Annotated in this window: 11 protein-coding genes; 4 read left to right on the top strand and 7 right to left on the bottom strand. The window is 41.1% G+C overall.

The window, feature by feature from the left end; all coding sequences use genetic code 11:
* Nucleotides 1-104: 104 nt before the first annotated feature.
* Nucleotides 105-791, bottom strand: coding sequence for a cysteate racemase (cuyB, locus tag BM100_RS03685; protein WP_092508062.1), 687 nt, complete (start codon nucleotides 789-791; stop codon nucleotides 105-107).
* Between the two features lie 129 nt (nucleotides 792-920).
* On the opposite strand from cuyB, the gene BM100_RS03690 reads away from it, so the two are divergent.
* Nucleotides 921-1,811, top strand: a complete 891-nt coding sequence (locus tag BM100_RS03690) for a LysR substrate-binding domain-containing protein (protein ID WP_092508064.1) — start codon at nucleotides 921-923, stop codon at nucleotides 1,809-1,811.
* 64 nt (nucleotides 1,812-1,875) lie between these two features.
* Here the strand turns inward: BM100_RS03690 and BM100_RS03695 are convergent, their stop codons facing one another.
* On the bottom strand, nucleotides 1,876-3,159 hold the full coding sequence (locus tag BM100_RS03695) for a dicarboxylate/amino acid:cation symporter (RefSeq protein WP_092508066.1): 1,284 nt from the start codon (nucleotides 3,157-3,159) through the stop codon (nucleotides 1,876-1,878).
* Between the two features lie 215 nt (nucleotides 3,160-3,374).
* Between BM100_RS03695 and BM100_RS03700 the strand changes: the two genes are divergently transcribed.
* Nucleotides 3,375-4,079, top strand: a complete 705-nt coding sequence (locus BM100_RS03700; RefSeq protein WP_092508068.1) for a hypothetical protein — start codon at nucleotides 3,375-3,377, stop codon at nucleotides 4,077-4,079.
* Between the two features lie 346 nt (nucleotides 4,080-4,425).
* Here the strand turns inward: BM100_RS03700 and abgT are convergent, their stop codons facing one another.
* Nucleotides 4,426-5,952 (bottom strand): p-aminobenzoyl-glutamate transporter, encoded by a 1,527-nt coding sequence (gene abgT / locus BM100_RS03705; protein WP_092508070.1) that lies wholly within the window; start codon nucleotides 5,950-5,952, stop codon nucleotides 4,426-4,428.
* Nucleotides 5,953-5,957: 5 nt separating this feature from the next.
* Entirely contained in the window at nucleotides 5,958-7,271 is a 1,314-nt protein-coding gene (locus tag BM100_RS03710; protein WP_092508072.1) for a M20 family metallo-hydrolase, read from the bottom strand.
* A 269-nt stretch (nucleotides 7,272-7,540) separates the two neighbouring features.
* Here BM100_RS03710 and BM100_RS03715 point away from each other — a divergent pair, with 269 nt between their 5' ends.
* Both BM100_RS03715 and BM100_RS03720 read left to right on the top strand, forming a co-directional pair.
* On the top strand, nucleotides 7,541-8,440 hold the full coding sequence (locus BM100_RS03715) for a LysR family transcriptional regulator (RefSeq protein ID WP_092508074.1): 900 nt from the start codon (nucleotides 7,541-7,543) through the stop codon (nucleotides 8,438-8,440).
* A gap of 691 nt (nucleotides 8,441-9,131) precedes the next feature.
* Nucleotides 9,132-9,950 carry a purine-nucleoside phosphorylase gene (locus BM100_RS03720; protein WP_092508076.1) on the top strand — a complete coding sequence of 273 codons (819 nt, stop codon included), beginning with the start codon at nucleotides 9,132-9,134 and terminating at the stop codon, nucleotides 9,948-9,950.
* Between the two features lie 83 nt (nucleotides 9,951-10,033).
* Here the strand turns inward: BM100_RS03720 and BM100_RS03725 are convergent, their stop codons facing one another.
* The 3 genes from BM100_RS03725 to BM100_RS03735 form a co-directional block, all read right to left on the bottom strand.
* Nucleotides 10,034-10,561 carry a P-loop NTPase family protein gene (locus BM100_RS03725; protein ID WP_092508078.1) on the bottom strand — a complete coding sequence of 176 codons (528 nt, stop codon included), beginning with the start codon at nucleotides 10,559-10,561 and terminating at the stop codon, nucleotides 10,034-10,036.
* 281 nt (nucleotides 10,562-10,842) lie between these two features.
* Nucleotides 10,843-12,006, bottom strand: a complete 1,164-nt coding sequence (locus BM100_RS03730; RefSeq protein ID WP_092508080.1) for an MFS transporter — start codon at nucleotides 12,004-12,006, stop codon at nucleotides 10,843-10,845.
* Between the two features lie 48 nt (nucleotides 12,007-12,054).
* Entirely contained in the window at nucleotides 12,055-13,314 is a 1,260-nt protein-coding gene (locus BM100_RS03735) for an ATP-grasp domain-containing protein (protein WP_092508082.1), read from the bottom strand.
* Nucleotides 13,315-13,805 lie beyond the last annotated feature (491 nt).

The following is a 13,805-nucleotide window of genomic DNA, read 5'->3' on the forward strand; positions in this document are numbered from 1 at the left end:
ATAGCATAATTAGGTGGTTATATATTCTGGCAACCACCTATTTTAAATAATTACAAATAATAATCATATTAATTTCATAATCTGGAAGAATTACTTTAAAACATCTAATCAGAGTAACTCCACCTCACCGCCTTTTTAACCAACTCCTCCGTAGCATCAATATACCTGCTTTGATCTTTATCCCGACTAAGAATAAGCGGTATTTCAGTACACCCCATAATAAATTTTTCAACCCCAATATTTTCAAGTTGATTTATAACCGTTGCCATTAACCGATAAGCCCGTTCCTCATCGCCGCCCTTATAAGAAAAAATACTTTCCATAACAATCTCCTGCTGTATTTCATCAGGAATAACAAGATTGATATTTTCTCTTTCCAATCTCTCTTGATAAAGCCCCGCTTTTATTGTTCCGCTGGTAGCAAGGATAGCGACGTTATTTATTCCTTCATTTACAATTTTATTGCAAGTGATATCAATTATGCTCAGGAACGGAACCTGGGTTGATTCATTTAATTCTTTATACCAATAATGAGCAGTATTACATGGCATAATAATACATTCCGCGCCTACCGATTCTAATATCTTTAATGCAACTAACATTTTATTTAATGGTGATTCGCCACCAGAAAGTATGCTCGCCGTTCTATCAGGAATGTCAGGAAATGAAACAGCGATAACAGGAATATGCTCTTGATCACAAGTTGCCGGTGTGTTTTTAATTATTTTATCCATGACATCGACTGTTGCGGCCGGCCCCATACCACCAAGAATGCCAATTATTTTTTTCATATGCCACCTCATAAAATAATCGTTATGATGGCATAGTGATGACAATTGGCAATTGCAATATTTCCATGTGCTATGCTTTATTTGCATGCATTATTTTTATGCCTATGAGTAAATAATTGGATTTTATTTATGCTTAATAATATTGAGTTGAAATGGTTATATGATGTTGTCATGTTAGAAGAGTTGCGCAGTTTTACGCTTGCCGCAGAGCGGAGAAATATTTCGCAGTCTTCTTTTAGCCGAAGGATTAAAGCGCTTGAAAATGCGGTCGGGTTTGAAATTTTCAACCGTAATTCGAATCCTTTACAGCTTTCTTTACAAGGAAGAGGTTTTATTGTTTATGCGAGAAATCTACTTAGCGATATAGAGCATCAAATTGGTAAAATAAAAGGCGGGGAAATACCTAAATATAGAATTAATATCGCAGCAGCTCATTCTATTTCTATCTCCCTTTTGCCTGAATTGATTTCGGGTTTTTCCGAAAAACCCGATAAAGTATTTAATATTGAGTCTATTGATGTTGATGAAGCCGTTAATAATATAAAAAATGGTAAGAGTGACTTTATTCTCTCTTTCTTTAATGACGAGCTAATGACTTCCCCGTTTCTTTATCATAAGGTGCTGGATGCTCGGTTATACCTTGTTTCAGGTTGTGATCCCGGAGGGAAGCCATTGTATCGACTGGGAGATGCACCGTTGCCACTGATGAAATATGCCGACGAGAGTTATATGGGCCGTCAGGTAAATCAATTATTGGAAAAAAACTTCAAAGATCAGTTTACTTATTTTTGTATTTCTTCCATGAGTGAACTGCTCAAGCGCATGATTTTGGATGGTCACGGAGTTGGCTGGCTGCCTGATTATTCAATCCGTGACGAATTGAGAAAACAGAAATTGTGCCTGCTGGAACCAAAACAGGCTTCAATAAAAACGGGCGTTTTTATTTATCGGACTCACTCTCGCCTTAATCCGTCCTCAGAACGGTTTTGGCAATATATGAAAAAAAGGTGGGCAGCGTAACCTGACCACCAGCCTGTCACCAAGTTAACTTGCTGTACTCAGTCCATGATTACAGCAAGTATCTTCAAACTTCTTGGCGGGAAATTTCACCTTGCGGTATTTCCTGTTCGTCACTACCATGCTGTGCTTCCAATTTGGCAATGACGGCAGTGGAAATGCTGTTACCCACAACGTTAGTTGCGGTGCGCCCCATATCAAGGAATTGGTCAATGGCGAGGATAAGCAAAATGCCAGCTTCGGGTAAACTGAACATAGGCAGTGTCGCCGCAACAACCACGACCGAAGCACGCGCAACACCAGCCATACCTTTACTTGTGATCATTAGCGTCAGCATAATCATGACTTGTTCTGCAATACTCAAATCGATGTTATAAGCCTGAGCGATAAAGAGCACAGCAAAGGATTGGTACATCATCGAACCATCAAGGTTGAAAGAGTAACCCAACGGTAATACGAAACTGGAGATCTTTTTCGGTACGCCAAATTGATCCAGTGCATTCATGGTCTTGGGATAAGCTGATTCACTGCTTGCCGTCGCAAAGGCCAATGCCACCGGCTCCCGAATCAATTTCATCAGCGAAAACATTCCATTGCCAAGGAAGAAGAAACCCACCGCAGACAAAATGGCCCAAAGTAACAGTAAGCCAAGGTAAAAAAGCCCAATGAGCTTGCCGTAATCATAAAGCAGACCCAGCCCCTGTACAGTCACCGCTGACGCAATGGCGGCAAACACGGCTATTGGTGCGAATGACATCACATAGTCTGTGATACGAAACATAATGCGCGCCAAATCTTCAATCAAGTTCGCGATGGGACTTGTTTTCTGGCTTTTCTGGTTGATATATGAAAGTGCTGCACCAAAAAATATTGAGAAAACCAAAATCTGCAATATTTCATTATTCGCCATTGCAGATGCAAAGCTACTTGGGAATATGTGGCTGATAAAGTTTTTCAGCGAAAATCCGCTGGTATTGAGGCCGGTATTTACTTCTTCCTGTGGTGCAACCGCCACATTAATGCCAACGCCGGGCTGGAACAGGTTCGCCATCAACATGCCAATACCGAGCGAAACTAATCCTGCGATAATAAACCATATCATCGCCTTCATCGTGATCCGCCCTACAGAGGTTGAACCGCCTATTGATAATAAACCTGTCACTATTGTCGCAAATACAAGTGGTGCGATGATCATTTTAATCAGGCGCAGAAAAATATCGGTGATGATATTGATATAGGACGCAACTTCTTTGGTTTGGTTAGCATCAAGGTAATAATGAAAAACCCAACCGGTAATAATGCCAAGCAGAATGGCGACAATAATTTGCCGCATGAGCCTTTGTTTGTTCATTATAAATAACCTCTTATTTTTTGTAGATTTTAAAGGCCAGCCTGTATAAATATTTACATTTTTTTAACCTTCTATGAAATGCAAATAAGAAATGCAGCATGCATAAAATGCATCATTCAATTTAAATGTAAACTAAATATTACCTAATTGAAGTTGAACCTCATGACTTAACAATGAGTCACAATAGATAATATCTTAAAAAATTAGGGGGAATTATGGGAAAATATCAGAAAACTTGGACAGAAATGAATAATATGTCTCAGGAGCAGCAACTTCAGCATACAACCCCATTGCAGGTATGTGATGAGGGTAAGTTCCGTTATTTTTTTGACACGTCAAATAGTAAATCCGGACTCAGGCTCAATATTGAGGGGCATTCGGCTCCTGATGGCCCGGTTTTTAAGGGAAGGATGCCGCTTTCTTATTGTATGAATGTAGATCAGTTTTCTCGCTTCGTAGAAGGTTTATTGAAAAAATATCAGGAAGTTAAATGCATCCGATTAATTGCATGCCATGCAGGAAAAAACCAGCTTGCTCAGACATTGGCTAATAAGCTCCGTATGCCAGTAAAAGCATCATTGGGAACAGTCAGTTTCCCCGAATTGCCCAATACTGGCCGTCATTGGATTGATTACCCTGACCTTAATATAGAAAATACAACGCAAAAATACCAAGAACATCTAAAAAATGATCTTGGTTATGGTAAATTCATATGGTTTAATCCGAATGAAACCACATCATATTTGAATGATTTAATAGGAATTGAGTTTCCTGCTATTCAACCTGACAAAAGCCCTCTAGAGCTTGAATGGGATACATTTGCCAATAGCCTGACACCCAATTCAGCTAATTCAGCTAATTCAGCTAATTCAGCCAAAACTACCAAAACGCCAGAATGGATTAAATTCGACGAAGATTGATCTAAAAGGCAATGCCAAATATCTTAACCAAATTATCTGTCGATAATAATTAGCCTATTGATGAAACAAAGAGTGTTTTTATCCAATTAAATACAATTCATTGGGTTTCATTGAGTAAATAACAGCAAAAGACAAATTTAGAAACATACTGATTTAATTAAAACTGCCGAAAAAAGGTATTTTCTGTAAACAGTCTTCAGGGACTATGGCGCTATTGGCAACCACTAAAGTTATATTTGGGTAACAGTTTTGGGGGTAGCGATCCTTCGCTTTTCTTCTCTCCAATTTTTACTATACCCAATGGATTTCAAGTTGCATCACGCGGCAAAGGAATAACAAATAATCGTCAATGTAACAGTGGATACATTCCCGGCCCAATCGGTAATCCGGCAAAATACCACCCTATCAGCAGCAGTATCCAGACAGCATAAAATACCAATGGATAAGGCAGTATTAAGGTGTAGTAAGTACCGAGTTGAGCTTTTTTATAGTAACGCTGGAGAAACCCTAAAAAGAGGGGCAAAAACGGTGACAAAGGTGCCAAAGGAAATACGGCGGAATCAGAGATCCGGAAAATGATTTGTGCAAAAGCAGGATGAAAACCCAACAAAACAAACATCGGTACGAAAATTGGGGCCAGTATCGACCAAATGGCAGAGCCACTCGCGATGAACATGCATAATAAGGAAGATAAAAACATCAGCCCGATAAAAGCAGGCACGCCTGTCATGCCTAACGTTTCCAGCACATCGGTTAGCCCTATCGCAATAAATTTGCCCATATTGCTCCAGTTAAAGAAAGCAACAAATTGTGACAGGGGGAAAACCATGATGATGAATCCGGCCATATTTTTCATCGGATCAACAAGCAACTCAGGAATATCGTTGGCCTTTTTTATCTGTTTTGTGGATATGCCATAAGTAATCGAAACCACAAAGAAAAACAGAATGATAACCGGCACAATCCCTCTTATAAATGGCGATGGAATGACTGAACCCGTTTGCGGATCACGCAGCAATGCCCCTTCAGGAACAACCAGTAATGCCATAATTCCAATGAAAACCAAGGCAGACAGGCCGGTCATCAACAGCCCACGATTTTGTTGCGGGGTCAGTTTCTCCAATTTTTCATCGTTTTTGCCTTCCCATGCCGGCAAACGCGGTTCAACGAATTTATCCGTTAAGATAGCCCCGGCAACCGTCAGCACAATCACGGATGTCGCCATGAAGTACCAGTTATCAATAACACTGACCTGCAAATTGGGATCAAGTATTTTTGCCGCTTCTGTACTGATCCCGGATAGCAGAACATCAGTGGTGACGATCAACAGGTTCGCAGTGAATCCTGAAGCCACGCCTGCAATCGCAGCCAATAACCCCGCTACAGGATGGCGCCCTACCGCAATGAAAATCAATGCGCCCAACGGTGGCATGATAACAAGCGCGGCATCCGAAGAAATATGGCTGAAAAAGGCGATAAACAGCACCATGTAACTGGCATAGCGTTTATGAATTCCAGCCGCCATTTTATACATGAGGGCTTGTAACAGGCCGACTTTTTCTGCAAGTCCGGCTCCAATCACTAATGCCAGAATGGCTCCGAGTGGTGTAAAGCTACTGAAATTTTTAACGATGTTGGGCAATATCCACTGTATTCCTTCCGCACCAAGCAGATTTTTCACTTTCACCAGTTCGCCATTGGTGGGGTTGCTCACGGTCAAATCAAACCAAGAAAAAACAGCCGTCGCGACCATTAAAATGAAGGTTAAATAAACGAATAAAACAAAAGGATTTGGGATTTTATTGCCGACTCTTTCTATCCACCCAAGAATACCTTCCGGGCCTTTATTGGCAGGAATAATTGTATCACTCATGATTTTCAACCCTCAAAATCAGATAGGTGAAAGGCGATGGTTGCTAAGGTTTTCACTGCTGTTGTCATCACGTTTTCATCAAAATCAAACCGTTCATTGTGATGACCTGCGCTCAGTTCCGAACCGAAAATAAGGTAGGTGGCTTGCCCGCCATTTTCTTTTACCCGCTCCATAAAATAGGTGGCGTCCTCCGAGCCCGCGGGCTGCTTGCGGCTTCTGACAACAGATGAAAGCTCGGGGACATATTGTCGCGCCTGCTGATAAATGAAATCGACCCAACGAGGGCTAGGTTGGCTACTTTGAGCGGCTCCCATCAATTCCAGTTTATATTCAACCCCCTGCATTTTTGCCGCCCCAGCAATAATATTGAGAGCCTGATTGTAGACGAATTCATTGATTTCATTGGTTTCGCCCCGCGTTTCTACTTTCATTAACGCGTGGTCAGGGATCACGTTGCGCCCTATTCCTGCCTGCAATACACCTACGTTAATGCGGGAACTGCCTTTGCTGTGATGTGGTATTGCATATAGCCCCAAAGCGGCTTGGGCGGCAGCCAGTAGCGCATTTTTCCCCTCTTCCGGCTTTCCGCCGGCATGGGAGGCAACACCGCAATAGGTCACATCTATCTTGGAGGTTGCAAGAAAATTATCGCTGCCACAGGCCAACTCCCCCTGCGGTACACCAAGGCCGATATGGATAGCGATAAAACAATCAACATCATCAACTACACCCGCTTCCACCATTGATTTCGCGCCACGGGTTCCTTCCTCCGCGGGCTGAAAAATCAATTTAATTTTCCCAATCAACTGGCTTTCGTGTTTTTTCAAAACATTGGCGAGCCCCAAACCGATTGCAGTATGACCATCATGACCACAGGCATGCATCATATGGGCATTGCAGGAGGAAAAACCGTCAGCATAAGGGCGGTGTGCGGGGGTTTGTTCCTCATTCTGGTCGAGCGCATCCATATCAACCCGAAAAGCCAGCGTCGGCCCGGGTTTTCCGGTATCAAGTGTCGCTACAATACCGGTAAATCCGCCTGAAAAATGTGGCAACCATGCAGTCAATGCCCCTTGCTTAATCGCCCGCTGTTCTTGATCCTGCAATGCCTGTGCTGAAGGCAGTCCCATTCGTGCATCCGCTTTAATAACCTCCTGCCCCATTTTCAGGCTGTAACCCAAACGATGTAATTCCTCTGCAACAATCGTCGCAGTCCTGAATTCGAACCAGCCAGATTCGGCAAAATGATGGAAATCGCGACGCCAGTTTTTTAATTGTCCAGTAATTTGCTGAATAGATTCACTTAATAAATTATTCATAATAATATCTCTTTTATATCGTTTAACTTTTAATTTCCGGTTTCATTGTCTACGCTGTAATTTAAAGCCAATGGATAATAAAGTTAATTAAACACCTTAATTAAAAGTTGGTTTCTCAATTTATTATTTAGTTAATCTTAACTTTATTTTTTTACTGTTTAATTCTGCACAATTTTTATTTCCAACTTTCAATTTAGTCAATAAAACCCATTTAAATAAGATGCAATTAACTTTGCCTATATAATTAAAAGTTATCGTAAGGGATAAATATGGCTACTCCAATAAAACTCAATCAGCTGCGCACTTTTGTGGAAATTAACCGTCATGGCAGTATCAGGGCTGCAAGCCGATCTCTTTCACTCTCGCAACCGGCTTTAACTAAATCAATGCGGGAACTGGAGGACGCCTTGGGAGCAACCTTATTCATACGCAGCAATCAAGGGGTCTATTTAACTGAATGTGGAACAAGTTTTTTGCAACGCGCCAATTTGATCCTTGAGGAACTTCGAAGCGCACAGGAAGATATTCAGCAGAGAGTTGGAGTGCTTGACGGTGTTGTCAATGTTGGCATTGCGGGAAGTCTTACACGCACCATTATGCCCAAAGTGATTACACAATTTCATCGTGATTATCCCAACGTCAAATTGAGAATTGTTGAAGGGCAATTACTAACGATGCTGCCTCTACTCAGGCAAGGTGAATTGAACTTTACGGTAAATACCTATTATCCCGGTAGTTTGGATGCCGAATTAAATTTCGAAAAACTGATGGAAAAAGAGTACAAAGTGATTGTACGAAAAGGCCACCCCAAAGCGAATGCCACTTCTTTGGAAGAATTAGTAAACTGCAATTGGACAATGCCAACACCAAAAGGCACTTATTATTGCCGGTTATTTGAAAGCTTTTCATCACTGGAAACGCCTCCCGTCTTTCGTGTTACCTGTGAAACGTTGATGGCTTGTATGAGCTTGGTCGCCGCCAGTGATTTTGTGACGATTGTGGCGGTGGATGTGGTTGCTGAGGCGCAGTTTGATCAGCAATTTGTGGCTTTGGATCTTGAAGAACAACTCCCGTTTGCCATTTTTGGCCTGATTCAACGAAAGGATGCAAAACTCACTCCCGCAGGAGAACATTTGGCGAGGCTTTTCCGGATGTATTGTCGTACTTGAATTTGGTGCTAAAAATATTGAAAGCTAAAATTAATGGGAGCTAATTAATTTTAGCTAAACAAAAAACGAGTTACGACATCTGATTCTCAGATGGAGCATTATCATGGTCATAGGGATTGGTATTAATATCAGCATTGATATCAGAGTTTATATTTGTGTTATCACAACCCACCAGAATAAGGCAAAGCAATGTAGTCAAGCTGAATAAGTTAACAATTCTCATACTTATTACTCCCTTAAAATAATTTAAATTTAGGATAAAAAACCGCTCTAATTAAAATTAATATTCCCACTAAAAAACAGGTATAGATAAGTACCTTGATCTCTTTTGCAAGATCGACAATTGTAATCGGTTATGTCTTCCTGAGTCGGAAAAATAATTGTCATTCCGCATGTGCTGTACATTTTTGGATCATGATCACAGAAATTGATAAAACAATTACCACATATACCCTATTAACTCCAAGTTTCAGGAAGCAACGTATCATCATCCCGCGTCGCGGGATGATGATACATGCACCTTGAAGTACGACGCGTATATATCGATTATGCCGCCTTGTTTTCAAAATAAATCAATTTTCTAATTTAACCTGAAAACTGATTTTTAGTTACAAGGCATTCTGATATCAATGAAAAGTATTCTTGCATTATGAATTTCATAAAAAAGATAATTTCCAGGAGAGAAAAAAACATGCATAAAACAGCTGATATCTTAGAAAGTAAAAGCTATGTTGAATCCATAACAAGCATAAAACCGACGGTAGGGATTATATTAGGTTCAGGATTAGGCCCGTTCGCAGATACACTTGAAGATGCAGTCCATATCCCTTATAGCCATATTCCCCACTTTGCCAAATCAGAAGCGGTTGGACATTCCAATGAATTGGTTATCGGGTCTATTGGTGGAAAAAATGTTGTCGCCATGAAAGGCCGTTTTCATTATTACGAAGGGTTTACGCTCGATCAAGTGACCTTTCCCGTCCGTTTAATGAAAGCATTGGGCGTTGAAAAACTGATTATCACAAATGCCTGTGGTGCGGTGAATATGGATTTTAATCCCGGTGATTTAATGCTGATTACCGATCACATTAACTTAATTGCAAATAACCCATTGATTGGGCCAAATAATCCCGATCTCGGTGTGCGCTTTCTTGATGTCAGTGAGGTGTATAACAAGGCATTGAGGAATGTGGTTATTGATGTGGCGAAGGAATTGGATATTTCATTGCGTCAGGGTGTTTATGCTTGGTGGACCGGGCCAACATATGAAACCCCTGCTGAAATCCGCATGATCAGGATACTTGGCGCTGATGCGGTAGGCATGTCAACGGTGCCAGAAGCAATTATTGCAAGGCATGCAGGGATTGAAATTGTGGGCATCTCCTGCTTAACCAATATGGCATGTGGCATTTTGGATTTGCCACTCAGCCATGAAGAGGTTATTGAGACAGCAGAAAAAGTGAAAGGGCAATTTCTTAAATTGGTCACAGAGGTTATTCTTCGTTTTTAGTTTTTATTAACGTATGTACCAATCGGTGAATATTCGTTATTGATATTCGATAAAATTCAATGGGGCATAGCTTACTAAAATAGCTACCGAGTAAGCTCCCATTTATCAAATTGCCTTTTAATCTCCTTGATGGAAGAGAGTTTAATTTTGGGAATCTCCAGTTGTTCAAAAAGAGCCTCTCGGCATTTTTTCTCCCTTGGTGTAACGATAGCAATATGATGGATCATATCCCATTTAATACTGTCTTTTCCGCCTTCCAGTCCGCCATAGCGTTGGCGTTGGAATAGTGTTCTATATGTATAGCGAAACAGACTTGCTGGCGTTGAAATATCTAAGAAAATGACCCCAGTTGCTCTGGCTAAACGTTGCGGCAAAAGTTTGCTATAGTTCCCATCAATAACCCAACTCTCCTCCTTTATTGCCATATCATGCAATGAAATAAATTCATCACGTGAACGTGCTTGCCAATCGGTATTGGGTAAATGAAAAAGTTGATCCAAATGAACCGCTTTTAAACCGCATTTCCTTGAGATTGCATTCGCAAGAGTAGATTTGCCGCTATTCGAAGGCCCTATAATGCAAATTCTATTTCCTAAATCCGAAAGCTGCATGACTTCCTCCAATAGTTATAGTTTGGATTACTGTTACCCGAATGGGGCGGAAATATTGATTATATTTAGGCGATAAGTCAAGCGATTGGTAAGTATAGATAATAATTGTGTTGACAGTTTGAAGTGTCCCTGCCCACTCCCCATTAATTAATATTAATTCAGAGCCGCCAGCTTTAAGATATTCACAATCTGAATTTCCGTAAATCGCGCTTTGTTCCCTTTTACCTCTGCAAGTTTTAAGGCAGCAAATCTAATGGGTTCCTTTGGGTTGCTAATAACGTCTACCCCTGAGTTATATTTGATTTTTTTACATAAAACGTAATAAGAATCCCAAGTAAAGCGATGCCTGAAATATAAATGAAGGACAAGTTTCCTTGATGAAATTTATGATGGAATAGCACGGTAGTAGCGCCAATAAATCCCCCAATGCCTTCACCAATCCCGACCGCAATTGAATTCAGTCCAATGGTGTTGGTACGCATTTCTGGTGGTGATACTTCAGCCAGAAATGTCGATAAGGCCGGTATCATCAGCATTTCGCCCAGAGTCCAGAAAATCACCGCTCCGGTAACATAGATAATGCCGCTGCCGATAATTATCATACTAAAGCCGAAGAGATAGAGAAAAAATCCCCAGAGCAATAAGGTATTTGAACTCACGCTATAACGGGAGAAGAACATTGCTATCGGATAAGACAAAACGATCACAATGATCGCATTCATGAAAAGCAAAGGGCCGAGCAGCTCCAATTGGTTTAGAACGACGGTGACATAAAGGGGAAGTGCCGAATTTAGCTGGGCGTAGACCATCCAGGTAAGGATGGTTAACAAAAATAATGAGTTAAGCTGTTTATTGACAAGGTGTTTCTTAAATGAATACCACAACCCCACCTGTGGTGTAAGCACGGTATTTGATGAATGAAAGAAGTATGCCAATGGCGTAGCGCCGAACAGGATGAGGCTTGAAATAAAGAATGGGGACTGCGGGCCTATATGAGTGAAAACATAAGTGCTGAACAAAGGAGCCAGTGCAGCAGCAATGTTAAAGCAAACATTCAGCCCAGCGTAACGCAATAGCAGACTATTTTTTGAAGATTGATACTCAGCGACCAGCGCTTTGACATACATACTATTACTGGCGTAACCGAATCCAATCAAGAATAAGCTGAAACCGATAAGCCAAATGTTGCTGGTGCTGGACAGGAAAAAATAGCCGAGAGCAGTCACAAAACACATGATCGGCATGACTTGGCGTGAAGGTATTGCGTTGATGATAGGGGCTGCCAATATTCTGGATGATCGAGATGTAATGGCCGCCACCATGAGGATGGCACCTATAACTCCCGCGTTCAAATGCAAAAACTCAGCTAAATAGACGGAGATAATAGCTGTGGCGGACAGATAACTGAATGAAAATATTGTGTATTCACAAATTATAAATATCATTTTAAATTATCAAATTGTCTAGTGATGATAAGGGAAGTTATCGTTTTATCATGATTTCATTTGGGTGTTTGGTCTTGTAATAATCGCGGCCTCTTGTTGAAAATGGCGCAGATATTGTTCAACTTGTTCGGAGGTTTCACCTGAAACTATCAAGTAACCAATAGATTCCAAATCTTTCCACGAGGTAACTTCCGGCACGGTATCTCCTGTGCGGAGCGTACAATGTAAACGGACACAATTCGGATGCTGACGAATGCTTTCCAGATCACCCATTTGTTCAATGATGCCAGGCGCTGGCTGAAGGTAATTTATTCCGGCTGATTTTGAAAATACATAGTCATTGCTTGGCCACGCAACAGGAGGCGGAACTACCCGGCCTAGGAGATCGTCCAGTGCAATACCATAAGTTTCTATGTCGGTGGCAAGTTCGGTCAGCCAGTTTATAAATTCGCCACCCGGGCGGGCATGAATTTCTCCCAAGGTGATTACATCTTCATTTACCCAAAATTCGACGTGGAATAATCCATAGCGTAATTCTACGGCATCAATGGCGTTACGGACTTCAGCGTAAATTTTTTGTGCTAAGTTTTTAGATATCGGCGCTGGAATGATGTGGCCGCACTCGATAAAGGTATCGTTATCGATAAGTAATTTCTTTGTAATGCCGAAGAATTGGGCCTCACCGGAGATTAATACGCCCTCAACGCTATATTCTTGGCCAAATACATATTCCTCAATGAGGAATGCCTGCCTGTCTTCTTGGCTTAGATTGTCAAACGCAGCCTGTAAATCGCTTTTCTGACGCACTATAGATACGCCTTCACTCCCTAAACCGATGCGAGGTTTTACTATCCACGGCCCCCGACGACCAGATTGTTCGAGGAAGCGTATCGCCTCTTGGATTGTTGAACAAGCTGCTATATCAGGCTGGTTAAATCCCTTTTCTTTCAGCCTATTACGGAGTAAAAATTTATCTTTAATGACGCGTATGCTGTCTGGTGTATTCCAGGGAAGATTAAGATATTGGGCGATAAGCGCGGTGGCTTCTACGGCATACTCGGAGAAAGTGAGAATATGATCAATTTTAGGGAATTCAGGCTGTCCCTCCAGCCATTTTTTGACGTGAAAAACAGCTTTACTGGGCATCGTTACGATCTGATCCGCTGCCGATAGCACAGCCTGCCCCTTCTCGATTAATTCTGCTGTTTCTAATACCACGACTTGCAGGCCCCGGGCTTTTGCCTGAGAAATACAGCGTGATGCCTGATTGATCGGGCAACCTACCAGTAGAACCGTCCCACTATTCATAAGTCACGTTCTCCGAGATAGAAAAGCAGCGAATTAAATTAATCACGATAAGAGATCACACTTCAAAGGCACTGAAATCACTGAATCATATGTTCACAAGGAGTCACAATGTTAATTTATTGTAAATAAAACTCTGGAAATTGACGTAACCAATCGATTAACACAAGCAACCAGACGAGACTTTTATCTTTGTCAGACGTGCATGTGAGTGTTGAAATGGATCATTTACCATTGCATGTTTTTTTATTTTTTTAATAAAAAACAAAACCATAATATTTTTACTTCAAGATTTATCCGGACACTGCCTAGGTCTTTCAAAGAAACTTTGTTCCAACCACATCCCTATACTTGACAATGTAATGAAGCCGCCCACCGTTGTTAACATTATTTTTTCTTTGTTGAAAACAAAAAATAACATTTTATTTTTTCATTAGTTAGTTAACTATCGATTTTTCGGTTCTTGATGAAGTTCTCATCGTTAAAATTGTATG

It is taken from the genome of Xenorhabdus mauleonii, assembly GCF_900113945.1.
GTDB lineage: Bacteria > Pseudomonadota > Gammaproteobacteria > Enterobacterales > Enterobacteriaceae > Xenorhabdus > Xenorhabdus mauleonii.